The following is a 23,852-nucleotide window of genomic DNA, read 5'->3' on the forward strand; positions in this document are numbered from 1 at the left end:
ATCGCATATCGCATATCGCATATCGCATATCGCATATCGCTCGCGGCCGCGAAATCAAGGATCGAGTCTCCAAAATCGAGAATCGAGAATCCTCTACCTGTCAACAAGGGGTTAAAGTCGGGTAAGGATTGGGTTAAAATAGAAGTGGAAAAGACGAAAAGAAGGGGATGAAGCATTTGGGATACGTAACTATCTGAAGTTGTAAAAAAGGTTGCCCATGTTAATCTCCTTTCATTCAGGCCGTACGTACATTTTGACATTGATGATATTCTTTGGGGTTTTCTCCATTGCATCTGCCCAACATATTCATACCTGTACGGTAATTCCTTCTTCCCCAAAAGCTTCTGTCGGGGTACCGGCTAATATACCCGATGGAGCGCAAAAAGCGGTCAGTTATAAGCCCGGTGGAACGTTTAATAGTCAGTGGTCCGTAGGAAGTACGCTAACGGTTAAATTCTTTGGCGGGAGTAGCTATCTGCAAGATCAGGTAATGCGATATGCCAGGGAATGGACCCAATATGCCAACGTTAATTTTCGCGTGCTTTCTTCGGGGACTGCCGATATCCGGGTTTCCTTTACCCAGAACGGGGCTTCCTGGTCGATGGTCGGCACGAGCTCTGCGCATACTGACCAGAACCGGCCCAGTATGAATTTCGGTTGGTTGAATGATCGTACCTCTGACTACGAAATCAAAAGAACCGTACTACACGAATTTGGTCATGCTTTGGGCTTATTACACGAACACCAGAACCCCGCAGGAGGGATTCCCTGGGACGAAGCCGCCGTATACGACCACTACTGGCGTACGCAAGGCTGGGATCGCCAAATGACTTACAACAACGTGATGGCCACTGCTGAGCGAGATGCAACTCAGTATTCTGCCTACGATCGCGCCTCCATCATGCATTATCCCGTCGCTGCTCAACTCACCGGCGGACGCTATGAGGTGGGCATGAACTCAGAACTATCGGAAACGGATAAAATGTACATCGCCCGAATGTATCCCGGCCGCTACACTTCTTCGGGGCGGCCTACGGGTATACCCGTTAGTAATCCGCCTGTTTCTACTCCTCCCGTTTCCGCTCCTCCAACCCGCGTAACGAATTACCGCGTTCAGATTAATAATGCTTTGGGGAAGCAGCAAAAATCGGAGACGGTACAACTCTTCATCGCCGATAAACGATACACGATTCGTCTGGCCAAGGATGCCCGCCAACGGCAGCAACTCAATTTGGATTTACCGAAAGGTAAATACCCTTATCGGGTGGTGGTTTCTTCCACCTACTTCGGGTACCGGAAAGTGAGGGTTAATGGTGTTGTGCGAAGGGAATACGCGGAAATTGAAATCCCCGGCGATGGCCGTGGTATCCTGACGGTAGACGGCAGCGAATCGCTAACCCTGTTTGGTAGCTACGATGAGGCAAGCCAACGGCTTAAGGTTTATCTGGGGGAGAGTCGTTGATGCGCGTGCGAAATCCAAAATCGGGAGCACGAAGTACTACGTAGTAAATCTCTCCTTCCTACGCGAGGTACTCCATCGCTGGCTGCGCGGCTTTTACGTACCTCGCTAAAAGTTTAGATCCGTCCCTACCGGGACTACGGACTGTCCGAGGGTGCTAAATATATCTTTCTGTTTGGGGTTTTACGGGAGGTGTTCGATTTTTATCGCATATCGCATATCGCAGCAAATCAGGAACCCCGAAGGGCTGCGCAGCAAATCGAGAATCTTACCTTTGCGGGATGCAACTCCCCCAACGTTCCGTTCAGCCGCTGTGGCTGCTTGCCCTTTGGCTGGTGATCAACCTGCTGCAGGCGGCGTTTTCCCCGCTTGACGCGGATGAGACCTACTACTGGATGTACGCCAGTCAGCTGGATTGGGGCTATTTTGATCATCCGCCCGCCGTGGCGGTGTTGATTAGTATGGGGAAAGACTGGTTGCCCGGAGCCTTTGGTCTGCGGCTGGGGCACGTGCTGGCCTCTACGCTTACCATTGCCGGCTTGTGGTATCTGCTGGAGAAACCCCGTGGCCCGTTACTTTGGTTGGCTGCCGGACTAATCTTCGCCCAGCCCATGCTGCACGTCTATGGCTTTATTGCTACGCCAGACGGGCCATTGCTACTCTTTACGGTCTTGTACTTATTAGCCTATCGCCGTTTCCTGGATGCCCCAACCTTGGCCAACGGGGCACTGTGGGGGCTAACGATGGCAGGTCTGCTCTATAGTAAATACCACGGCGTGATGCTGATTTTCTTCAGTGTGTTGCCGCATCTGTTCTGGCTGCTGCGTAAGCCCGGCGCATGGGTGGCAGCACTGGGGGGAGCAGCGCTCTTTATGCCGCATCTGTACTGGCAATACGCCAATGATTTCCCCTCCTTTCGCTATCACCTCAGCGGACGGGATGATGCTTACGAGTTCAAATTCACGCTGGAGTATCTGGCCAATCAGTTGGTAATCTTTAGCCCCTTGCTGGTCTGGCACTACGTGCAGACCTTCCGGAAAGACAGCGGGCACGATCGCTTCGGGATAGCGAACCGCTGGCTCGTTATTGGCTTTCTGCTCTTCTTTCTCTATACCACCACCAAGGGCGGCACGGAGGCCCAGTGGACGGCCCTGTTGAGTATGCCGCTGGTCTACCTCACCTTCCGGGCAGCGCGGGATCGCTTCCCTGAATGGCAAGGACAACTGTGGCGTCTCTGCCTCATCGGCGGCGGCATATTGCTGTTGGTGCGCATCTTGCTGGTGGCCCCAAGAGAATGGTTGCCCTTTGACAAGCCCTTCGACCATCAACCCTGGGTCGAACGGCTGGCCGAGGAGGCCGGCGATCTGCCCGTGATGGTGCAGAACAGCTACCGGCTGGCTTCCCTCTATGAGTTCTATTCCGGTAAACCCGCCTGGACTTTCACCGACGTGCAGTACCGCCTCAACCAGTATGACCTGTGGACGGATGACTCGGTGTACAACGAAAAACCCGTCTTGCTACTCGGGCAAAAGACCTGGAATAACGAAGCTGCCACACCTTTCCGGACGCACACACGCGATATGCGCTGGCAACGGATCGAACGATTTCCGGTGGCGAAGGGCTTACGGTTAACCGCTGCGGAGCCACTGCCGGATACGCTGCAACGAGGTAAGCCCGTAGCCTTTAAGCTGCTGGCGGAGGTGCCCCGGGACTTGAGCCTGAACGGAGACTTCTCCCTGTTTCCATTCATTATTTTTCATTTCCCTGACGGGACGATGAGTTTTTACAAGCTGGGGGGAAAGGCTACGAACCAATTGACCGCTGATCAAACAGCAGCCGTCTTCACCGGCGATCTGCGCATCATGAACAACCTGCCGCCGGGTCCGGCCGTAGTAGAGTTCGGGATGGGCTATCCGGGGATGCCGCCACTGCGGGGACAGAGTGAGCTGGTGGAAGTGGTGATTGAATAGACGGTAGACGGTAGAACGGTAGTCGGTAGACGGTAGAACGGTAGACGGTAGAACGGTAGACGGTAGAACGGTGGACGGTAGAACGGTAATTTTGTAGGCGGTAGAACCGTAGACGGTAGTGCAGTAGATACTATCGTAGTTCGAGCAGTTTTTTGACGGGCCAGCTCATCATGATGGCCTCAACTTTGTTGCCGGCCAAGACGAGTTGTTGGGTGCGGCCGCGGCGGCCGCCGTGGCGTTCGTAGAAGCGGATGGCGCCCTCGTTATCCGTCAGTACCCAGAGGAAAATGGTGCCGTCAGGGTCGTGCTGACTAACGCGTTCGGCGGCGTCCCGCATCAGCTTCGGGCCGATGCCGTGGCCCTGCAGGCCGGGGCGAACGTGAAGGTTGTCAAGCATATGTCCGTCTTCGCTGTAGTGCAGAAAAGTGCAATAAAAGCCCACGATTGAGCCCTCTTTTTCGGCGACGGTGACGAGCATTTCAGGATTGGGAGTAGCGAAACGTTCGGTCCAGGTGGCGAGGCGTTCAGCGGGAGCTTCATGATCGAGGTAATCATCGCTAAAAGTTCCGCGATAGGTGAGCTGCCAGCTTTGAGCGTGCAGGTTAGCGATGCCGGCTACGTCGGCCGGATTAGCGTGGCGGAGGGAGAGTTGATCAGGCATGAGATACGTTTTGGGGCGCGGACGCAGGTGCAAAGTAAGTTGAAAAAGCGGGTTGCCGGGTGCCGGGTGCGGGTTGCCGGGGGGCAGGTACCGGGGGAGAGTTTTTTAGGCCCGGGAGCGTTGGATTTTCAGTATACAATCTCCCTCTCAATAATCCTACCACGAGGCAGCCACGCAGTGAATTTCCCTTGTACTGCCCGCTACGGGCTTTACCACTCCCTCAATCAAAACTACCATTTTCTCAAAAAATTAACACAAAATGTTTTTATTTTGATAGTCACCACTCGTTCTTTGCCACAGAAAGTTTACTCACTCCGCAAAGACACGACATGTTTCAAAAAGCCATTCTTCACCTGGATATGGATGCCTTCTTCGCCTCGGTGGAGATCATGAAGAACAGTAAGCTTGTCGGTTTACCCGTCATTGTGGGCGGAACTGGTGGCAGGGGAGTAGTGACCTCCTGCAGTTACGAAGCCCGCCATTTCGGCATTCACGCCGGGATGCCCATGGCCATCGCGCTGCGCCGCTGCCCGGCAGCGCGGGTCGTGAAGGGCGACTTTGAAGACTACGAAAAGCACTCCCGCATCATCACGGAGATCATTGCCGAAGAGGGCCCTGTGTTCGAGAAAGCCTCCATCGATGAGTTTTATGTGGATATTTCGGGGATGGACAAATATTTCGGCTGTGTACAGTGGAGTAAGGAGCTACGGCAGCGAATCGGTCGGGAGACGGGCTTGCCGCTCTCGGCCGGCTTATCCATTAATAAGCTCGTCTCCAAAGTGCGGGCGGGGGAAGCGAAGCCCAATGGCTCAGGCTGGGTAGCCGAAGGAGCCGAGCGGGCGTTTTTGGCGCCGCTGCCGGTGCGGAAAATCCCGTCAGTGGGCCGGGCAACGGCCCGGAAGCTGAGCCTGCTTGGTATTCGTAAGACCGGTACTCTTAGCCAGGTCCCCATTGACCTGCTGGAGCGGGAGTTTGGCAAGCCCGGCCGTGAGCTCCACCGCCGCGCCAACGGTATTGATCATCGGCCCGTTGTGCCGTACACCGATAAGAAGTCGCTCTCCAGCGAGCATACCTTCCAGACGGACACGCTGGACATCGGGGCCCTGCGCCGTTGCCTCCGCGATCAGACGATGAAACTGGCCTACGAGCTCCGGCAGTCGGGCAAGCTTACCGCTGGGGTGGCGGTCAAAATCCGCTACACCGACTTCAACACTTACACCCGCCAGCGGCGGGTGAAATACACGGCCCACGACCAGCAGCTACTCCCCGTCGTTGATCAGCTCTTTACCGAGCTCTTCACCCGCCGGCAGTGCATCCGCCTCGTCGGCGTCCGCTTTGATCGCCTCGTACCTGGCCACACCCAACTCGACCTCTTCACCGATACCCAACAAGACAGCTCGCTGCTGCGGGCGATGGATAAAATCCGGACAAGGTTTGGGCGGGGGAGTTTGGGGAAGGGGTAGCCACGGCTTCAGCCGTTAGCTGGCAAGCGGAGCGCAAAAGCTGTTATGCTTCAAATGATTTTCAGGGCGTTATCTTAAGAATCCTATTTCAATCTTAATCTCTCAGTTATGATTGAAGCAGCCAGTTTTACTCCTGTGATTTTTTTAGTGCTAATCTTAATGGCAAATTAGGTTTGTCTCGAAACTGAATGTTTTAGGTGACTAGTTAGTATATAATATAAGTAATACTTCTTTATTGGGTTATGCTTTTCTTTAGAGAGGTCTCATTTTTTTGAATAAATAGCCAGAAAAGTGTTTTGTTTTGGAGAGTTAGTTTTTTGAGACTATATTTGATGTGTACTAAAGACAATACCATTGAAGAACTCTACACTACTCTCACTATTTTTCTTAATTCCATTTTACTTAACCGGACAGACCTCTGGTGTTGAGGAATGCGAATTTGAACTGTCACCACTTGAAGCTCAAATAGAGGATGCCGATTTTGACTTATTCCATAGTGAGAAACCACTTTTTTCGAAGTTGAATGAGATGGACACGCTTTTTCTTCCGATTCGGTTTACCGTTTTTAGAGAAGATGATGGTTCAATGCCACTGGATAGGTCTGGAATACCTAGAAGTATGGTTGTCCAAGCAGACGCTGATATCGCTATATCTAATTTGAATGAAGTGTATGATTCCATTAAGATACAATTCGTTCAGGATGGGCCAATCAACTACATTGATGACGGAAGAGGTTTAGATGGAGTTGTTCCTATAAGTATTTTTTCATTTACATCATCCAATGCAAACTTTTTCATCTTTCCATTATCTAGTGGCGCAGCCGGTCGGTTTAATTTTCTATCTTTTTCTTTTTCCCCTGATAACCCTTACGGTCCCCGTGGAAACGGAACAGTGTATATTAGCAATACTGGGGCTTTTGTAGGTAAAACGTTAATTCATGAAATGGGGCATGTCTTAGGTTTAAGGCATATTTTTGAAGGAGCTTTTTTGTACGATAACCCTGCTGACCCAATTGAGAATAGCCCTATGATTTTTGCCGACAGAGATTGGAGAGAACTGGTTATTCGAGAGAATCAGCCAATTGGCTCAGTGCCCTTTGATCGACATAATCATGAAACGGCAGGCGATAGAATATCAGATACTCCTGCCTGGGGATTGCTGAGCTCAAATTTTCCTAATCCAGATGATCCAGACTGTTTTGTATATGTTGATTCAATCAGGGGAGTTGAAAATTGTTCTGTGGGATTTACTACTCAAGATAACTCCTACACGGGAAATTATGTGGATTATAATGGACATGAAATAGCTGGTGTTGAAGTAGGTCTTAGTAATCTCATGTCTTATAATGGGAGTTATAGGAATAACTTTACAGAAGAGCAGTATATATTCCAGAGTGTCAAAGCTAGACGAGATGCTGCAAAATTATGGGATATTTCAAAGGGAACTCAGTTTGTAGATACAGTACAGTTTTGGAATACATCAGTTCCAATAAGAAGTGCGAATATAAGATTGAGCCATGATGATAGTAGCATGGTAGAAGGAAGGTACTCCCATGTCACAACCCCTCTAGATGGAAGTTTTAGCGCAAAATTATTTGATAGTTCAGTCAGCGCAAAGTCAACTCTGTTTGGGAGCGGAGTCAGAAATAGAGAATATGTACAAGATTCAGATACATCTTATGCCATATACAACTATACAAAAGACGACTGGTTGGATGATGTAACAACCAATGATATAATCTTACTTACAAGGTATATTTTGGGGAGAGAAAGTCTAAATTCTTTTCAAAAATTGGCTGCTGATGTCAGTAGAGATGGTCATTTATCCATATTTGACATTGTAGCTATTCGGCGTGTTATCCTAGGGTTCGATGATGAATTTAAGGATTATCCTTCCGGTCCTTGGCAATTTGTACCAGAGGTCGTGTCGCAAAGTTCAGGTTTTTCAGTTGATCCGTTCAAAATGACGATTAATGGGAACACTTACTATAATGAAGCGCCTTACATCCGATCTGACTTCTTTTTCAGTCCTGTACTTGAAGGTAAGGCTGGGTTCGATGCCTACAAGCTAGGAGATGTAAATGGAAGTAGCGTTGAAAGATTGACGGGGGGTAATATTTCTTTTGAGGATTGCTCAGAAAAAGAGACAGGAGAAGTAGTGAGCGTTTATGCGAGTACTTTTTTTGGTAAAAACGAATCTTTGAAATACCAAATTCATCCAACGGTGGCGAAAAATATTGCTGGTTTTCAGATGGAAATTGAATTTGATAATACTAAGTTGGAACTGATGAACAGGCAGGTTACTGCAGGAACTGATCTTGTTGAAAGAGCAGCAATAGAAACAGGAGTGATGACTTCTGGCACTAATCAACAGGTAATGCGTTGGAGTAATAAAATTGAGAAAGGATTGAGAACACAGGTGAGATTATCTTATGTTTTTGACGGAAGTAATGCGAATTCTAGTCAGAAAATCGAACCAGGCGAAGACATGGTTGAACTCGTGTTTAAAACTAAGGAAGCCGGTGTCGACTTTTCTACAGCTATAACTATGGGAACGAATATACCATTCGAAGTTTACGAAGCTAGTGGTTGCGTGGTCCGTGAAGATTTTGTGTCGGGAGTTATTCAGGCCGTAGAAGGGAAAAGCTCTTCAGGCTCAAAGGTATTATCTGCCTATGATAAGTTTAATGTGAGCGTCTCTCCGAATCCAGTTTCCGATAGGGCTACACTTATTATAAAGTCACTCGTTGATGAAAAATATGAGGTCACTTTCTATTCGATGACAACAGGTGAAAAAATTCGCTCTTTCACAGTGGCTACCTCCGGAGGTTATTTTTATAAAAATATAAATACAGGAGACCTCCCCAAAGATGTTTTCGTAGTAAAAATAAAAGGATCTCAAACTAACTTTTCCACGAAATTGGTAAAGCTATAACTGATAAAACCGATGCTTGTTAGAATAGCTAGTTTACTTTGTTTTTTATTCGTCTGTCAACTTTTTCTGCCCGCTCAAGAATGCCTTGAGCAAAGGGTTGAAGTAGAAGATGACAAAGTTAATAATCTATCTACTACTCGTTTTTTTCAATCTACGAATAGTGGTAGTGTTCTCATTTCAACCAATGCATTTAATTTGTCTGAATCTAGGCTTATTCATTGGTTTGATAAGGATTTAAATGTTTTAGCTAGTCGACGTTATTTTGTTGGTGAGGACGGCGAAATTGCTGATATTCAGGCACGCGCTTCTGGTGGTTATCTAGGGGTAATTAATACGCCTTCGTTCCAGAATCGTTTTAGTTTTTACCGCGTTTTTTTGGCTAAAGATGCCTCTTCGCCAGATGATAATATCGTTTACACCAGTGATTCTTCGGACGCCCCGATGGCGGTGAAGAATATCTTATCTGTACAAGATTCTATCTTGTTTTTGTCTGGCATTAAATATGGAGAATTTGGGGTGGCGGTTGATTCAACTTTCGTCGAGAAAAGAATCAATAATCAAATGATTTGGCGACATGTTAACCGGGGCGGCGTTTTATTGGGCCTAGATGGTGATGGAGATCAATTTAATCTACTGGTGGCTCGGGATAACGATATTGAAGTGGTGACGATGTCTGGTGAAACGGGTTGGGTGGAAAATTCTTACTCTATTAGTTTGACGGGATATCGTTTTGCACCTTCGATCTTTCGAGACGTTGAACAAAATTCTACTTACTTAGCACGTTTTGCAGACCCTTATGAACTATCGAAGTACAATTCAACAGGTTTAGAGTGGACCTACAAGAAGACGCAAACGTTAACGTCTGATTGGATTGATAGAATAACGGATGTAGACTTTGATGAAGAAGGCTTCATTTATGTGAACGGCATATTTTATAATGAAGAGAATAGTTCGGGAGTATTACTAACAAAGTTATCTCCTGAAGGAGAGTTGATTTGGGAAAAGCGCTATGATAATGAAGGAGAGCTTTGGGCTGCTTCTCGTTATTCGATGATAAACGAAGGCATAATTTATCTGACGGGCGAAAAAAGTAATCAAGCGGGGGCTTGGAATCAATTTGTTGCAGCATTTTCTCTTCAAGATGGTCAGTTGCTTAAGGAGTGTTCAGAAAATGAAATTAGCGATCAAAGATTTACGTCAGCAGGGATAAAGTTCCATGAAGGAAATATCTATACGTTCGGCGATTTCAATGACCGGGTTGAGCCCGTCCTATCCCTCCGGTCCTTCGATTTTTCGGATTTGACCTCATCGAATGAAGAAGCCTCACCTTTAGTGGGAATGAACATCAAGGTATATCCCAATCCTGCGGATCACCGGGGACAATTATTGGTAGAGATACCGCTGCCGCATCAGTTGTCGCATATCCATATAGCGAGTGTAAATGGGAAAGAAGTGGCGGCTTTTACGCTTTCTGCGAATCAGTCGATACTGCAGATTAATGATTTGCTGATGGGGACGTACGTCGTGTATGCGCGCGATCAGGCGGGGGCGGTGGTGATGGAGCGGCGGGTGGTGGTGCGGTGAGGATATAGAATATGTGGTTGGGAATATTTGACGATTTACTTCGGACTGCCTGATTAATGTCAATACCTTATTCCTCCACTAATCCCTAGTGCCGATAGGCACGGGGTCAAACGCTTAGCGAGGGACATAGGAGCGGCGAAGCCAGCGATGGCGTCCCTCGCGTGCTAAAAGGATAGACGATTTGGCTCCTCCGGCGTCGAAAGCAGAAGCCGGGAGAGTTGGATTTGTAGGATTGAAAAGAAGATTCTTAGGATAACATTCTACCATTCTCTCATTCTATAATTCTAATCTCTGGTGTGTTGTTTACGAGGCTTCGGTAGCAGTATTCTTAGGATCACATCCTAAAAATCCTATCAAAATCCTTTTAATCCTACTCTCCCGGTTGTAATGGAAAGAACGGCCTATTATCGATACCCAAACATCAAGTCAAGGGACTACATCGCCCGCTACGCGGCGATTCCGTCCCTCGCTAAAAGTTTTGACCCGTCCTTAGCAGGACTAGAGACTGTACGAGAAAGCATCGTTTCGCTCAATTACGAGTGACTTGGCGTATTCGGCCAAATCAAGAATCGAGAATCCAAAATCAAGAATCAAGAATTCCTTACCCCCCAAAACCCCCGCACCGCATCCGTAATGTATTGCAGCGTGCCCTCATCGAATTCGGAGTGCATGGGCAGAGAGATAACTTCTTTGGTGAGCAGATCGGTATTCGGCAGAAAGTCGATGTTGTTGGCGGCGGTGCCGCGGAAGGCTTCCTGATCGTAGAGGGCGACGGGGTAGTAGATCATGGTGGGGATGCCGGCGGCTTTGAGGTGTTCTTGCAGGGCATCGCGGCGGCCACCGTCGATACGGAGGGTGTACTGGTGGAAGACGTGGGTGCTGTTGGGCAGGCGGGCGGGCGTGAGCAGTCCGGTGAGCCCCTGAAGGTTAGCGTCGTACCAGTCAGCGGCGGCGTTGCGCCGCGCGGAGTAACCGTCCAGGCGGGGAAGCTTGCAGTTGAGCACGGCGGCCTGGATGGAGTCGAGGCGGCTGTTACAGCCGACGATGTCGTGGTAGTAGCGGCGGCTCTGCCCGTGGTTCGCCGCTTTACGAAGTTCTACGGAGAGCTTTTCGGAGTTGGTGTTCATCGCGCCGCCGTCACCGTAGGCGCCGAGGTTCTTGCTGGGGTAGAAGCTGGTGGTGCCGATGTCGCCGATGGTGCCGGTCCGGGCCTGGCGGCCGTCGGAGAAAGTGTAGGTGGCACCGATGGCCTGGGCGTTGTCTTCCACGACGTGGATGCCGTGTTTTTTGGCGAGGGTCATGATGGGCTCCATGTCGCAGCTCTGCCCGTAGAGGTGGACGGGGATGATGGCCTTGGTGCGCTCCGTGATGGCGGGCTCTATGTCTTCCGCACGCACGTTGAAAGTGCGGGGGTCTACATCTACCATTACCGGTGTGAGGCGGAGCAGGGCGATGACCTCAGCCGAAGCGACGTAGGTGAAGGCGGGGACGATGACCTCGTCACCGGGCTCCAGGCCGAGGGCCATGAGCGCGATCTGTAAAGCGTCGGTGCCGTTGGCGCAGGGGATGACGTAGTCAGCCCCGAGGTATTCTTCCAGTCCGGCCTGGAAGGCCTTGACCGCCGGTCCGTTGATGAAGGCGCCGCTACGGACGACATCGATGATGGCAGCGTCCACTTCCTCCTGCATGGCCCGGTACTGGGCTTTGAGGTCAACCATTTGAATATTGGTGGGCGTGGGGAGCTGAGCGCGACCGTCAGGAGCAGTGGGGGTAGCCATGGGCGGGAGGTTTTTATTTGTTCCGCAAAGGTAGGATGTGGCGGGGGATGAAAACACTGCTGTTTGTCAAACTTAGCTGGCATCCTGCGTCTGCGCCCGAAAAATCGCGATGGGCTCGCTCAACGACTTCGTCGTTTTGGTCGGCCATCGCTACGGTAGGCGTCCCTCCGGTACTAACCCGTCCGTCGACCGTCCGCAGCCCTTCGTAGAATGAACTTTCTCCCTACCTTGTAACTGTTGTTATTTGTAATCATCAAATTTATTTACCCATGCCTCGTACTAAACTTACCGGATTCAGTCGCTTGCTTATTTTCCTGATCATCTTCGTTCCCATCGCTTACGTCGGCGCCAGCTATTTTAATGGTGAGGACCCGATTGAGAATATCAAAGGGTATTTAGGGATGGAGGAAACGGCGTCACCAGCTCCCGTTGATAATTACCAACCGACGCAGGATAATTCCGGCAATAAACCGGCTACGTTTGAAAACGTGCAGGACCTGCGTAGTGAGATCGTTCGCTTGAAGCGCGACCTCGCCATCTCACAGGAACAATTGGCTCGCTGTAAAACGGAAGGGGTGGAGTAAATAGTCAAGCAGTCAGATAGTCAGGGAGTCAAGCAGTACTCCGCACTATCTGACTGTTTGACTCCTTGACTATCTGACTCTCTGACTCCCTGACTACTATGGATCGTCTTCGACAAGGAATTCACGAATTTTTCTACACCCTGCTGGCTTTCCCGCGGGCCTGGCGCTTTATGGTCAATCACCGGCTATGGGAAGGTTTACGACAATATGGTTGGGTGGCCCGTGGGTTGGTAGTGATTGGGGTTTTGCTGGGCATCCAAATGATTTCAGAGATCGGAGATTGGTTTAGCCGCCACCAGAATGACTCACTCTCTGCGATGGTAATCGGGGGAGACAGTTTACTCGTTAACTGGTTTACGGATCTGTACGAGTCCATGTCTGACGGAATGCTTAACTGGGTTATTCTGGTTTTACTGGAAGTCGTGATCTACCACTTTATGCGGCGGACCTTGCAGATCATCCTGCGAAAGAATGTGGAGAACGCGCATAAGTTTAAGCCTTTTCTAGACGCTCAGGTTCGGATGATTTTTGTCTCCATGGGCGCGGTTATTTTTGAAGGAATTATCCTCAACGTAGGGGAAACCATCCACGATGGCTGGTTTTTCTGGCCGTTCTCCCTGCTCATCCGTTCCATTTTTCTGGGCTACGTCATTGCGGATAACTACAACGAACAATTCGGCCTCACCATTGAGCAGAGCTGGCGAAACCTGTATAGGGACTACATCGGTATCTGCTGCGGATTGGGGCTGCCAATGCTGATCATGATGCAGGTACCTCTCATCGGTTCGGTGCTGGGGCCTCTGGTTACTTCCGTTACGGCGGCCATCGTACTGCGGGAAAAAAGCGATCTCCACATCATCGGTTACCAGATGAGCGAGAAAGAACGGGAGAAGGCGGAAAAGAAGGCGGCGAGGGAAGCCAGGAAAATGGCGAGAAAGGCGGCGCGCACGCAGGTGCCGTGAAGGGGGGGGAGAAGCAATGAGCAAAGGTCCCACCACTCGCTTTATCCCTCCTTACTTAGACTATAGCGATAGCCTACTCCCAAAAGGAAACCTGTTTGACTTTCCCAGCGTAAGTCAGCGATGAAGGCTTTGATGTCCCCTCCTATCCCCAGCCCAAAGGAAGTATTTGTCCGGGAGTTATTTGCGCCATTCCGGAAACTGGCGTTGAGTATGCCCAATGTGCCATAAAGAACAGCTCTGGGCTTAACGAGGCCCTGACGGGTGAAGTAAAATTCACCGGAGATAGGAAGTCGGTAGATTTTCACCGCTTCGTAAATGCTCTGGTTGGGCTGGCTGTCATCGTATTTCATGGTGAGAAATTCGAAGCCGATTTCAACCGAAAAGGCATTGGCGCTAACAAAGTTGTCATTTTGCCAGTATATACCTGCACCACCTCCAAGCTGAGTATTCTCGCTATCCAGAAATCTACTGAAATCAGAACCCAATAGCCGGACACCAAGCTTCGCGCGGTCAGTCGCTACGCTCTGGTTTTTTGTGATCGGTTCTAATACATCTCCTTTAAACAGGAAATACTCCCGGAACAGCCTTTTCATATCCGCATCTGTATACCGAACCTTCGCGATCTTCTGTGCGGCTTCCGGCCAGTCTTTGAAGAAGTATTTCAGCCCCCCGCGAAAGCTTTCTACCAAATTGAATTCAGTACCACTCACGGCTCGCTCTTCCACCAAAAGCGGATGAAAGGCGTTCCCGTCGCTGAGGTAATAGGTTTTGTCTGTTATCTTGGATTTGTTCTTATAATACTCATCAGGAAACCGATCCAGCACATACAATACGTAAGATCCCTCAATGAGAACTTCCGCTATTCGTTGAGTCTGACGCTTCTCTTTTGTTTCAATGGAAGAAATGGTATGGGTGATCGGCCGGAAAAGCCTGCCAGATTCCAGGAAGTGAGCCTCCTTAATCTGGCGTGGTGTAAGCGTCTTTTCCTCCGTACTATTAGGACTTGAACGGAAACGAATTCGTTTGGAATTCGTCTGTCGCCCGTCAAGGTTAAGGTAGCCCGTTAGTTCACTGCCGTCCTGCAAAACAACCGTCCCTTTCCTGAAATCGTTGACCTGGCTAAATAGCGAATAAGAGAACAGAAGGAGAAACATGAAAAAGGGAATCCGCATAATCAATAGGAGTTGTTAGGTGTGAAAAAGTGTAGGCCTGTTGTGAAAAGCGCGGCTGACTGGGTTCAATAATCGCGTACGTTTTTTTATCGCTCCAAATATAGAAGAAAAAGGTGAGCACAGGGCCTCCCGAACAAGAAGCACCGCAGAACGGACTTTGAGCTAGCTACGATAGCCTGACAGACGGGCTGTTCACCCAATTAAAACATGAGTCATCCCTAATTTTCGGATTAGATGACGGTGTTTTCTGGCAAAAAATAGGATTTTTAGCGATCAGCGGACAGCATTCAGGCAAAACGGCTCTGAATGCTGTCCGCTGATCGCTTTTTTATACCGACCGAACCAGGTTCCATCCGAGAAAACACAGAAAAGGCTGCCCAAACTCCGGGATGAGCCATGTTAAGGGTGGAGAATACCAGAGTCGAACTGGTGACCTTCCCGCCGTGGCGGGACGCTCTAAGTCGCGCTATTGAGAGGGCAGGGGAAATGGATTAGCATGATAGCTGTCGACCAGTGCCTGGACGTATTTTCTCGATTTCTGCTTTTTGATGTAGCTTTCTCTACGATAGGCACCGGTGGGGTCATCAAACCTTTCGAGATAAGCGATGAGCCACGGTCTACCGGCTTTAGTACTTTTAGATCGTCCTTGTTGGTGCCGCTGGAATCGGTCAGTGAGTTGTCCGGTGTAGCCGATGTAGTATTTGTCTTTGGTAGGGGAGTATAGAATGTAGACGTAGTACATTTGATTGCATTAAAAAAGCCGCTTTCCCGAAGGGAAGCGGCTTTAGTGTGGAGAATACCGGAGTCGAACTGGTGACCTTCCCGCCGCGGCGGGACGCTCTAAGTCGCGCTATTGAGCTGGCAGGGGAGTAGTAGAATGTAGACGTAGTACATTTGATTGCATTAAAAAAGCCGCTTTCCCGAAGGAAAGCGGCTTAAGGGTGGAGAATACCAGAGTCGAACTGGTGACCTCTTGCATGCCATGCAAGCGCTCTAGCCAACTGAGCTAATCCCCCTGCTAGAACTGCTTAGTTACCTAAGCGGACGCAAATATAGATGGCAAGAGGTAAATGAACAAGCACGGGCGAAAAGTTTCGCTAAAATAAATTTTGCAAAGAATTAACGATTAGGAAGTGGCCCTGACCAATCTTTTGCGTCCTAATTGACGTTATCAGGATATGACGCAAACGTCATTCCCATCCATTAACAGCTCGTTAACCGGGGAAGCCCGGTGACTAGTCTTATATTTGCTGACAGAAAAATATCCACATGAAACGTTTCTTCCTTCTCCTCCTACTGGCCTGCACGGTAACCATCAGTGTTCAGGCGCAAACAGCTCCGGCTGCCGCTATTGCAATCGTTGAAGAGGCTGCTGAGCCCGTTCAAGGTCCCGAAATGAGCTTCGAAGCCCTTGAAATCGACTACGGTACCATCGCGCAGGATTCTGATCCTTACCGCATCTTTAAGTTCAAGAACACCGGTACTGAGGCCCTCCTGATCACGAACGCCCGTGGCTCTTGTGGCTGTACCGTTCCCAGCTACAGCAAAGCACCCGTTCCTGCCGGCGAGACCAGCGAGATCAAGGTTCGCTACGACACGCACCGTCTCGGTCAGTTCCGTAAGCGCGTAACGCTGACGACGAACGCCGGCGAAGAGCCCATCATTCTGACGATCAAAGGCCTGGTAGAAGCTAAGCCAGCTGAGCCGGAAGCCGTACCTGCCGGTGAGCAAGGTATGTTCAACAACGGCGGTGGCAAGTAAGCCACTTTCGTTACAACGCTTAATTGCAAGCCCCCTTCTACTGTTGGTAGGAGGGGGCTTGTTGTTTTAAGGGGGACTTGGCCAGGAATAAGACCGGGATCTGTAATCGTCCGGTGTTGTGTCCTAAACCTCACGAGCTATACGGGGCAATTGTAAGCTCGGAGAGAGCGGACGCTCGAAGGTCCTTCCAGGACGCTTCGAGGACCGCTTAGCCTTGCTCAAGGAACCTCGCCGGTCCCGCAGTATTGCGGGACCGGCGAGCGTCCCGGCGTGGAGTTTGCGATTGCCCTCACAAGCTTCACCTGAGCGGCCGGTTTTGCATAAATTACCGTTACATTTACACTACCGACTACCGCACTACCGTCTACCAAACTACCGCACTACCGACTACCACACTACCGTCTACCAAACTACCGTCTACCCAATGGTCCACCCCTACCGCCAGCGAAATATGGCCGCACTTGCGCAGAAGCTTGACTTCACCTTTCATGAAGAAGATGATTTTGGCCTGTTGAACCAGCTACAAGACTTTAAGCTGTTCAACGAGGGGCGTGGGAAAACGATCGAGCGCATCATGCGCCGTCAGGACGGCTTGATGGAATTTGATATTTACATCTTCGATTACAGCTTCCGCCGCTGGGGCGGATCGTCCTCGCAGAATATGGAGTATCAGACCGTTTTTTTCCTGCAAAGCGCAAAGCTCGGCCTGCCGGAGCTTTGGATGCAGCCAGAGACTATTGCCCATAAACTGGGTGAGTTGCTGGGCTTCGGAGACATTGACTTCGTCCGCTTCCCGAAGTTTTCGGGGCAGTATCGCCTCACGGGCGGAGATGAAGAGTACATCCGGCATCACTTTACCGATGAAGTGCTCAATTACTTTACGGTTAATAAAGGCTGGACGGTGGAAGGCCTTGGCTTCTACCTGCTCTTTTATCGGAAGGGAACCCTGATCCCCAGCGCTCAAATTGAAGAGTTTTATAAGCGAGGGCAAGAAATTTATGGCCTCATGACCGACAAAGACGCCCAAAACCGCATCTTCGGTCAGTGAAGCTGCTAGACAATAATCCTTTAAAGCGACCTTTTCCTGATCGGGATTTCGACCGCTCCAGTATTCTGGGGATGTTTTGGGTCGGGCTTTTCGTATTCGCTGTATTGTTTTTTCTGCAGCCCTATGGCATGCATGCAGAGGGGAATTTCTTCCTGACCTGCCTGGGATATGGTCTGGTGACCTTTCTGGTTGGCTCTGCCTACTTATTCGTAACCTCAGAAGTGCTGGGCTGGAAAAAATTTGGTGATGGCTGGACGTTGGGGAAGTGGGTGTTGGACTGCGGCTTACTCCTGGCTTTCATCTCCGTCGGAAACTTCATTTTTTACAACTTTACCGTTAACTGGACGGCTTTCGACCCCTTGATCCTGGCCACCATCACGGTGCCAACGGTCATCATCGGCTTGTTCCCCATTGCCTTCAGCGGCATGGCGATTCAACTGCGGGCGGAGCGGGAGAACCAGCGGGTAGCGGGAGAGGTGCAGTTGGCCAGGTTGGAAGGAGGGAAAACGTTCGTTCCTTCCAGGCTCGTCTCTTTGGCGGAGGGAGGGGTAATGATTGATCCGGCCAACCTGCTGTTCTGTGAGTCCCGCCAAAACTACGTTCGCTGCGTGTTCCTTAAAGAGGGAGTGGTAGCGGAGGAAACCATTCTGGGAACCCTCTCCGGACTGGAAGAAAAAATTGGAGAGCCGCTGTCGCGCTGCCATCGGTCTTACCTGGTCAATCTCCTGCACGTGCGTCAGGCACGAGGGAATGCCCAGGGGCTGAAACTGGAGTTGGTGGGCACGACGGAGGAAGTGCCGGTGTCGCGGGCTTATGTAGGTGTAATTCGGGAGCGGGTAATGGGGTGAATACATGGCTTGTTTAACACTCCTTTGCACCCGCGGAAGCGCCCCTATTGTGTACTCAAGGCGCACCAATGGTCCCTATTCCTTTGCTAATGATCCCCGCCGCCTTGTCATCCGGCCTATTCCTTGTGAGCGCCGCGTAAAACCTGCTATATTGGTGAAAATGATAACTAATGGATATCTTGATTAAAGCCCTGTTGATTACTCACGTAAGCGCTGGATTCACCAGCCTGGGGCTCTTTTTCATTCCTATGTTTGCCCGTAAGGGGAGCAAGCTACACAATACCGTTGGCCGCTGGTATACTTATGGTATGTGGGGGGTTGTCATCACGGCAGTACTGTTATGTGTTCTCCGGTTTGCGCAGGGAGAACAAGTAGTGGCACTCTTTCTGGGCTTTCTGGCCTTGCTGACTAGCCGACCACTGTATTTCGGAATAGCGATACTGAAGAATAAAGAGGAAATGTCTGACCGTATGTTACGCATCGACATCCTGCTATGCGGAGCTTTGACCGTTTTTTCGCCGGTATTATTGGTTTTCGGCTTCGGGTTGTTCGGGTTGGAAGGGCACCCGCTATTGATTGTTTTTGGGGCTTTGGGAATGGTGATTACCCTTCCGGACTTAAGGAATCGACTGCGGGGCCCGAGGCCGAAAGATTATAACTGGTTAGGAGACCACCTCAGCGCTATGCTTACTACAGCCATTGCTGCTTTTACGGCTTTCTTCGCTTTTGGCGGGCGAAAAATATTCGGAGATATTTCGGGGAACCTGGAAGTAGCGATCTGGATTGCCCCCACACTGATCGGTGTAGCAGCCATTCGATTTTATAAGCGGCGGATAAGGTCAGGGCACAAGGTGACTTAGCGGGCGACGGAGCGCAGGTGCAGGGTGATGGTACAGGGCAAACGCATCAAATCTAAAACTGTAATCTAATAGTTGATTTTTGTTTCGATCGAACGCAGTGAGCTGTCACTTGCGGTAGCAAATCAAGAATCAAATATCGAGAATCGCCAATCGCCAATCAAAAACGTAGCAAACGAAGTTTGATGCGTTTGCCCTGGGTGATGGTAGGAAAAGCAATGGCGGGCAAACCATAAGCCCTACATTCGTGTTCGCCAAAGCACAACCATAACCACAACCAAATATGTCTAACGCCATCCACCACATTGCCGTTCCTGCCAACGAGCCCGTTATGAGCTATGCCCCGGGAAGCCCGGAACGCAAAGCTTTGAAAGAAGCGCTGCACGAAGCTAAATCAAAAGAAATTGAATTACCTGCCTTCATCAACGGTAAGCGGATACTGGAAGGCGAAAAGGTAAGCGCTCACCCGCCACATGAGCATAAGCACACCCTGGGGCATTTCTACCGGGGTACGAAAGAGCACGTCCACCAGGCCATCGACGCTGCCCTTGGCGCTAAAGAAAGCTGGGCCGCTACGCCCTGGCACGAACGCGCCGCCGTTTTCCTGCGGGCGGCTGACCTGCTGGCCGGCCCCTTCCGCGCCAAAATGAATGCTGCCACTATGCTGGCCCAAAGCAAGAATGCGTTTCAGGCAGAGATTGACGCCGTGGCTGAGCTCTGTGATTTCTTCCGCTTCAATGCTTACTTCCTGCAGGAGATCTACCGGGAGCAACCCCTGCACAGCCCCCGTGGCATATGGAACAAACTGGAGTATCGTCCGCTGGAAGGATTCGTATTGGCCATCACCCCTTTCAACTTTACCAGCATTGCGGCTAACCTGCCCGCCGCGCCAGCTCTTTGTGGCAATACCGTTGTCTGGAAGCCGGCCGAGACCCAGATCTATTCCGCCGTCGTCATCATGGAGCTCTTTGAAGCAGCAGGCCTCCCGCCCGGTGTTATCAACCTGATCTATACCGACGGGCCGGTAGTGGGAGACATCGTCTTTAAGCACCGCGATTTTGCCGGCCTGCATTTTACCGGTAGCACGGGCGTGTTCCAGCAGCTCTGGAAAGAGATCGGTAACAATATTACTACCTACCGCAGCTACCCCCGCGTAGTGGGGGAGACGGGTGGCAAAGACTTCATCGTTGCCTACAAAGACGCTGACCCGGTACAGGTCGCCGTGGCCTGCTTGCGGGGCGCTTTCGAATTCCAGGGGCAGAAGTGTTCGGCGGCGAGTCGGGCTTACATCTCGGCCAGTATCTGGCCGGCCGTTAAGGAACGGCTCCTGGCTGATATGAAAACCCTCAAGATGGGATCGGTAGAAGACTTCGGTAACTTCATCAACGCTGTCATCGATGAGCGCTCTTTCGATAAGATCGCCAAGTACATCGACGGAGAAAAAGCCAATCCTAAGGCGGAGATCATTGCCGGTGGCGGCTACGATAAGTCCGAAGGCTACTTCATCGAGCCTACGGTTATCGTGAGCACCGACCCCAAGTCGACGACTATGTGCGAAGAAATCTTCGGCCCCGTACTGACCCTCTACGTATACGACGACGCTGACTGGGAAAAGACGCTCGAGCTGGTGGACAATACCTCGCCCTACGCCCTGACCGGTGCTGTATTCGCAACGGACCGCAACGTCATTGACCAGGCCACGAAGGCGCTGGCGAATGCCGCCGGAAACTTCTACGTCAACGATAAACCCACCGGCGCAGTCGTAGGGCAGCAGCCCTTCGGCGGAGCCCGGGGCTCCGGTACTAACGATAAGGCAGGCTCAGCCCTCAACCTCACCCGCTGGATCTCCCCCCGACTGATCAAGGAGAACTTCAACCCGCCGGTGGATTATCGCTACCCGTTTTTAGGCTAATGGCGTAAGCTGCTTCCAGCAGCGGCCGGCCGAAGCGGCTTCCAGCCGCGCTATAGTTTGTTTTGTATCGCGTGCAGAGCACGCTTTAGCCGGTCGCCCGCGGAGCGTTGCGTACGCCGGGTGTGGCGTAAGCTGCTTCCAGCAGCGGCCGGCCGAAGCGGCTTCCAGCCGCGCTATGGCTTGTTTTGTATCGCGTGCGGAGCACGCTTTGGCCGGCCGCCCGCGGAGCGTTGCGTACGCCGGGGTGTGGCGTAAGCTGCTTCCAGCAGCGACCGGCCGAAGCGGCTTCCAGCCGCGCTATAGTTTGTTTTATATCGGGTGCGGAGCACGCTTTGGCCGGCCGCACGCGGAGCGTTGCGTACGCCGGAGGGGGGTAATGTACTCCTGCTCCAGCCGAGGATCCCACCAGGTGCCCGAAAAATTAAGGATGTCATCCGTAATACCGGCTTTTTTCGGGTTGTTGAGGATGTAGTTGAGCACAAGGCCAAACTTGCCATGGCGAACATCCTTATCAAATGGGTCTTCCGCCCAGACTCTACGGCCTTTAGCATCGTGGAGTTCATTGATTTTCCGGCCGGTAAAACGCTTGTGTCTCTCCATCAGCATCTCAAGGTCGATACAGGCGTTTACATCATTCGCTCTGAGCAAGACATGTACGTGGTTTGACATGACGCAAATGGCATAGATGCTAAGATCGTACTGCCGGCCAATATGTAGCCAGGAGTCAATAACAATTTTCTTAGCGCGGGGATCGGCCAAAAAAAATGGCCCGTCGGTCATGCCATCGAGCAAACGCTCATAACTTAAGTAGTAGGCCATGTTTACTTGTCTCATTTCAGCCCGATAGGCCTGATGTCGTAGGGAGGTCGGCTGTCGGTCGCGCTGGTGGTAACGAGCCTTTACTTCGTTGCTGGCGTGTTCAAATTGCTCCCCTAACTCTGCGAGTGCGAGAGAGTTGATGCTGTCGAAAAGGCGGTAGGTTATGTGAACAAGTTGGTGAGTAATGGGACGTGTGTTCATGTTTGTGTGTTAATGAGGGGAATGTTGATGCAATAAAGTTAATTTACTTTTAATTAAAAAAAACAAATTGTTTTTTATTGTGCTGTAGCTTTTTTGTATCGCGTGCGGAGCACGCTTTGGCCGGTCGCCCGCGGAGCGTTGCGTACGCCGGGGGTGGCGTAAGCTGCTTCCAGCAGCGACCGGCCGAAGCGGCTTCCAGCCGCGCTATGGCTTGTTTTGTATCGCGTGCGGAGCACGCTTTGGCCGGTCGCCCGCGGAGCGTTGCGTACGCCGGGGGGATTCGCGGATTATTTCCGATCTTACCGGAAATGGCAGGGTATGGAAAATCGCTTTGAAGAGAAAACTAAAGCGGACATTTAGCCTTGTTTTTTACCCTCCACTGCATCCTGCGGCCGCGCCCTTCTTAAGAATTATGACATGAGAATTTTACTTTGGCTATTCCTTTGTGCCATTAGCCTGCTGGATTTGATGGGCCAGGCCAGCGTGGTGCAGGTCTTGGAAAACGAAGAGGGTAGCCAACTTATCGTCGATGGAAAGCCCTTCATGATTAATGGTATGAACTGGGATTACTTCCCCAGAGGCACCAACTATGAGTACATCATCTGGCAACAACCAGAGGAGCTCATCCGTGCAGCATTGGATAGAGAAATGCGTCTGTTGAAAAAGATGAAGGTCAATGTTGTCCGTCAATACACCGGTGTGCCGGCTAAGTGGATTAGCTACATTTATGAAAAGCACGGCATTTTTACGATGCTGAATCATCCCTTTGGGCGCTATGGTTTGTCACTTGATGGAGAGTGGGTGGCTAACACCGAATACGCTGACCCCCGGGTCCACAAAGTCCTGTTGGCGGAAGTTGAACAATTGGCCCGGGATTATGGGGATACGCCCGGTTTACTGATGTATCTGTTGGGCAATGAAAACAATTATGGTCTTTCCTGGGAAGGTGCGGAAACGGAGGCGATTCCGGTGGGGGATGAGCTACCCGCCGTTCGTGCCCGGGCAATGTATAAGCTTTTCAACGAGGCAGCTGCAGCGATGAAGGCGTTGGACACCTCCCATCCCATTGCCATTTGTAACGGGGATTTGCTTTATCTCGACATGATTGCGGAAGAATGCCCGGCCTTTGATATTTACGGTACGAATATGTACCGGGGGAAATCTTTCGGCGACGCTTTTGAGCGGGTAAAGAAAGAATACGGTAAGCCCATTCTGTTTACCGAATTTGGTGCTGACGCTTACAATGCTAAGAGTCAGGCGGAAGACCAGGAACCTCAGGCTTTTTACATGGTGGAGAACTGGAAAGAGATCTACGCCAACGCCGCCGGCCTGGGGCTGGCAGAAAATGCTTTGGGTGGCTTCACCTTTCAGTTCAGTGACGGCTGGTGGAAATTCGGGCAGACCTATAACCTTGATGTACACGATAACAATGCCTCCTGGCCCAACGGAGGTTACGAGCACGATTTCATTAAAGGCCGCAATAATATGAATGAAGAGTGGTTCGGGATTACCGCCAAGGGCTACACAAATAGTAAGGGATTGTATAAACTTTATCCCCGGGCAGCTTATTACGCTTTGAAGAAAGTGCATCGCTTTGAGCCGTTCGCCTCCGGGGCTACGCCAGCTGCCGTAGGGGCTCACTTTGCCAGCATTCAGCTGGGGAAGGCTGCGGCTAAGGGACGAAAATCGGCTAGAAAGTATCACCGGGCCGAGAAGAAACTACACTAACCAGCGCTCAGGCAGTGGTTAGACTTTCCAGTTTTAGCATAAATTGATCGGGCAAGAAGGAGCAGTCCGCACACTGACGGGCTACATTCGCCGATCGCACGTATTAATAAC

Annotated in this window: 18 protein-coding genes and 1 tRNA gene; 13 read left to right on the forward strand and 6 right to left on the reverse strand. The window is 50.7% G+C overall.

Going from position 1 to position 23,852, the window contains the following annotated elements; genetic code table 11:
- Nucleotides 1–262: 262 nt before the first annotated feature.
- Together BM123_RS09970 and BM123_RS09975 are read left to right on the forward strand one after the other, a co-directional pair.
- Nucleotides 263–1,462: a M12 family metallopeptidase gene (locus BM123_RS09970; RefSeq protein ID WP_245748497.1), complete on the forward strand. Its 1,200-nt coding sequence runs from the start codon at nt 263–265 to the stop codon at nt 1,460–1,462.
- 278 nt (nt 1,463–1,740) lie between these two features.
- On the forward strand, nt 1,741–3,429 hold the full coding sequence (locus tag BM123_RS09975; RefSeq protein WP_090167847.1) for an ArnT family glycosyltransferase: 1,689 nt from the start codon (nt 1,741–1,743) through the stop codon (nt 3,427–3,429).
- A 130-nt stretch (nt 3,430–3,559) separates the two neighbouring features.
- Here BM123_RS09975 and BM123_RS09980 read toward each other — a convergent pair whose 3' ends face one another.
- The gene (locus tag BM123_RS09980) at nt 3,560–4,090 is read right to left on the reverse strand and encodes a GNAT family N-acetyltransferase (RefSeq protein WP_090167849.1); all 531 of its coding nucleotides are present in this window, start codon (nt 4,088–4,090) and stop codon (nt 3,560–3,562) included.
- A 329-nt stretch (nt 4,091–4,419) separates the two neighbouring features.
- Here BM123_RS09980 and dinB point away from each other — a divergent pair, with 329 nt between their 5' ends.
- The 3 genes from dinB to BM123_RS09995 all read left to right on the forward strand — a co-directional run bounded on the left by dinB (nt 4,420) and on the right by BM123_RS09995 (nt 10,071).
- Nucleotides 4,420–5,553, forward strand: a complete 1,134-nt coding sequence (gene dinB, locus BM123_RS09985; protein WP_090167851.1) for a DNA polymerase IV — start codon at nt 4,420–4,422, stop codon at nt 5,551–5,553.
- A gap of 354 nt (nt 5,554–5,907) precedes the next feature.
- A complete protein-coding gene (locus tag BM123_RS09990) occupies nt 5,908–8,487 on the forward strand; it encodes a hypothetical protein (RefSeq protein ID WP_090167853.1) in 2,580 nt (859 codons plus the stop codon).
- A 12-nt stretch (nt 8,488–8,499) separates the two neighbouring features.
- On the forward strand, nt 8,500–10,071 hold the full coding sequence (locus tag BM123_RS09995) for a T9SS type A sorting domain-containing protein (protein ID WP_090167855.1): 1,572 nt from the start codon (nt 8,500–8,502) through the stop codon (nt 10,069–10,071).
- Between the two features lie 590 nt (nt 10,072–10,661).
- Here the strand turns inward: BM123_RS09995 and BM123_RS10000 are convergent.
- Nucleotides 10,662–11,849 carry a DegT/DnrJ/EryC1/StrS family aminotransferase gene (locus BM123_RS10000; protein ID WP_090167856.1) on the reverse strand — a complete coding sequence of 396 codons (1,188 nt, stop codon included), beginning with the start codon at nt 11,847–11,849 and terminating at the stop codon, nt 10,662–10,664.
- A gap of 269 nt (nt 11,850–12,118) precedes the next feature.
- Here BM123_RS10000 and BM123_RS10005 point away from each other — a divergent pair, with 269 nt between their 5' ends.
- Together BM123_RS10005 and BM123_RS10010 are read left to right on the forward strand one after the other, a co-directional pair.
- A complete protein-coding gene (locus BM123_RS10005) occupies nt 12,119–12,433 on the forward strand; it encodes a hypothetical protein (protein WP_090167858.1) in 315 nt (104 codons plus the stop codon).
- Between the two features lie 98 nt (nt 12,434–12,531).
- Nucleotides 12,532–13,395, forward strand: a complete 864-nt coding sequence (locus BM123_RS10010) for a hypothetical protein (RefSeq protein WP_090167861.1) — start codon at nt 12,532–12,534, stop codon at nt 13,393–13,395.
- A 41-nt stretch (nt 13,396–13,436) separates the two neighbouring features.
- Here BM123_RS10010 and BM123_RS10015 read toward each other — a convergent pair whose 3' ends face one another.
- From BM123_RS10015 to BM123_RS10025, 3 genes are all read right to left on the reverse strand, one after another.
- Nucleotides 13,437–14,549, reverse strand: coding sequence for an outer membrane protein (locus BM123_RS10015; protein ID WP_139211832.1), 1,113 nt, complete (start codon nt 14,547–14,549; stop codon nt 13,437–13,439).
- Nucleotides 14,550–15,033: 484 nt separating this feature from the next.
- The gene (locus tag BM123_RS10020) at nt 15,034–15,309 is read right to left on the reverse strand and encodes a GIY-YIG nuclease family protein (protein ID WP_090167864.1); all 276 of its coding nucleotides are present in this window, start codon (nt 15,307–15,309) and stop codon (nt 15,034–15,036) included.
- A 200-nt stretch (nt 15,310–15,509) separates the two neighbouring features.
- A tRNA-Ala gene (locus tag BM123_RS10025) sits at nt 15,510–15,583 on the reverse strand.
- A gap of 253 nt (nt 15,584–15,836) precedes the next feature.
- Here BM123_RS10025 and BM123_RS10030 point away from each other — a divergent pair.
- From BM123_RS10030 to pruA, 5 genes are all read left to right on the forward strand, one after another.
- Nucleotides 15,837–16,328: a DUF1573 domain-containing protein gene (locus BM123_RS10030; protein WP_090167865.1), complete on the forward strand. Its 492-nt coding sequence runs from the start codon at nt 15,837–15,839 to the stop codon at nt 16,326–16,328.
- Nucleotides 16,329–16,752: 424 nt separating this feature from the next.
- Entirely contained in the window at nt 16,753–17,376 is a 624-nt protein-coding gene (locus BM123_RS10035) for a hypothetical protein (protein WP_090167866.1), read from the forward strand.
- Entirely contained in the window at nt 17,373–18,224 is an 852-nt protein-coding gene (locus tag BM123_RS10040) for a LytTR family DNA-binding domain-containing protein (protein ID WP_090167869.1), read from the forward strand. The genes BM123_RS10035 and BM123_RS10040 overlap by 4 nt, the downstream gene beginning before the upstream one ends.
- A gap of 170 nt (nt 18,225–18,394) precedes the next feature.
- Nucleotides 18,395–19,084, forward strand: a complete 690-nt coding sequence (locus BM123_RS10045; RefSeq protein ID WP_090167872.1) for a hypothetical protein — start codon at nt 18,395–18,397, stop codon at nt 19,082–19,084.
- Nucleotides 19,085–19,364: 280 nt separating this feature from the next.
- Nucleotides 19,365–20,993 carry an L-glutamate gamma-semialdehyde dehydrogenase gene (gene pruA, locus BM123_RS10050; RefSeq protein ID WP_090167875.1) on the forward strand — a complete coding sequence of 543 codons (1,629 nt, stop codon included), beginning with the start codon at nt 19,365–19,367 and terminating at the stop codon, nt 20,991–20,993.
- A 309-nt stretch (nt 20,994–21,302) separates the two neighbouring features.
- On the opposite strand, the gene BM123_RS10055 is transcribed toward pruA, so the two are convergent.
- Nucleotides 21,303–22,013 carry a transposase gene (locus tag BM123_RS10055; RefSeq protein WP_090167877.1) on the reverse strand — a complete coding sequence of 237 codons (711 nt, stop codon included), beginning with the start codon at nt 22,011–22,013 and terminating at the stop codon, nt 21,303–21,305.
- Between the two features lie 417 nt (nt 22,014–22,430).
- Between BM123_RS10055 and BM123_RS10060 the strand changes: the two genes are divergently transcribed.
- Nucleotides 22,431–23,741, forward strand: a complete 1,311-nt coding sequence (locus tag BM123_RS10060; RefSeq protein WP_139211833.1) for a glycoside hydrolase family 2 TIM barrel-domain containing protein — start codon at nt 22,431–22,433, stop codon at nt 23,739–23,741.
- Nucleotides 23,742–23,852 lie beyond the last annotated feature (111 nt).

The sequence above is a fragment of the Neolewinella agarilytica genome (assembly GCF_900110645.1).
Taxonomy (GTDB): domain Bacteria; phylum Bacteroidota; class Bacteroidia; order Chitinophagales; family Saprospiraceae; genus Neolewinella; species Neolewinella agarilytica.

What these genes read in the sequence shown, in the direction of transcription:
- BM123_RS09995 (WP_090167855.1), top strand. Translation starts at nt 8,500, where the DNA reads ATGCTTGTTAGAATAGCTAGTTTACTTTGTTTTTTATTCGTCTGTCAA.
- BM123_RS10020 (WP_090167864.1), bottom strand. Translation starts at nt 15,309, where the DNA reads ATGTACTACGTCTACATTCTATACTCCCCTACCAAAGACAAATACTAC.
- BM123_RS10015 (WP_139211832.1), bottom strand. Translation starts at nt 14,549, where the DNA reads ATGTTTCTCCTTCTGTTCTCTTATTCGCTATTTAGCCAGGTCAACGAT.
- dinB (WP_090167851.1), top strand. Translation starts at nt 4,420, where the DNA reads ATGTTTCAAAAAGCCATTCTTCACCTGGATATGGATGCCTTCTTCGCC.
- BM123_RS09970 (WP_245748497.1), top strand. Translation starts at nt 263, where the DNA reads ATGATATTCTTTGGGGTTTTCTCCATTGCATCTGCCCAACATATTCAT.
- BM123_RS10045 (WP_090167872.1), top strand. Translation starts at nt 18,395, where the DNA reads ATGGATATCTTGATTAAAGCCCTGTTGATTACTCACGTAAGCGCTGGA.
- BM123_RS09975 (WP_090167847.1), top strand. Translation starts at nt 1,741, where the DNA reads ATGCAACTCCCCCAACGTTCCGTTCAGCCGCTGTGGCTGCTTGCCCTT.
- BM123_RS10035 (WP_090167866.1), top strand. Translation starts at nt 16,753, where the DNA reads ATGGTCCACCCCTACCGCCAGCGAAATATGGCCGCACTTGCGCAGAAG.
- BM123_RS10060 (WP_139211833.1), top strand. Translation starts at nt 22,431, where the DNA reads ATGAGAATTTTACTTTGGCTATTCCTTTGTGCCATTAGCCTGCTGGAT.
- BM123_RS10030 (WP_090167865.1), top strand. Translation starts at nt 15,837, where the DNA reads ATGAAACGTTTCTTCCTTCTCCTCCTACTGGCCTGCACGGTAACCATC.
- BM123_RS09980 (WP_090167849.1), bottom strand. Translation starts at nt 4,090, where the DNA reads ATGCCTGATCAACTCTCCCTCCGCCACGCTAATCCGGCCGACGTAGCC.
- BM123_RS10005 (WP_090167858.1), top strand. Translation starts at nt 12,119, where the DNA reads ATGCCTCGTACTAAACTTACCGGATTCAGTCGCTTGCTTATTTTCCTG.
- BM123_RS10000 (WP_090167856.1), bottom strand. Translation starts at nt 11,849, where the DNA reads ATGGCTACCCCCACTGCTCCTGACGGTCGCGCTCAGCTCCCCACGCCC.
- pruA (WP_090167875.1), top strand. Translation starts at nt 19,365, where the DNA reads ATGTCTAACGCCATCCACCACATTGCCGTTCCTGCCAACGAGCCCGTT.
- BM123_RS10010 (WP_090167861.1), top strand. Translation starts at nt 12,532, where the DNA reads ATGGATCGTCTTCGACAAGGAATTCACGAATTTTTCTACACCCTGCTG.
- BM123_RS10055 (WP_090167877.1), bottom strand. Translation starts at nt 22,013, where the DNA reads ATGAACACACGTCCCATTACTCACCAACTTGTTCACATAACCTACCGC.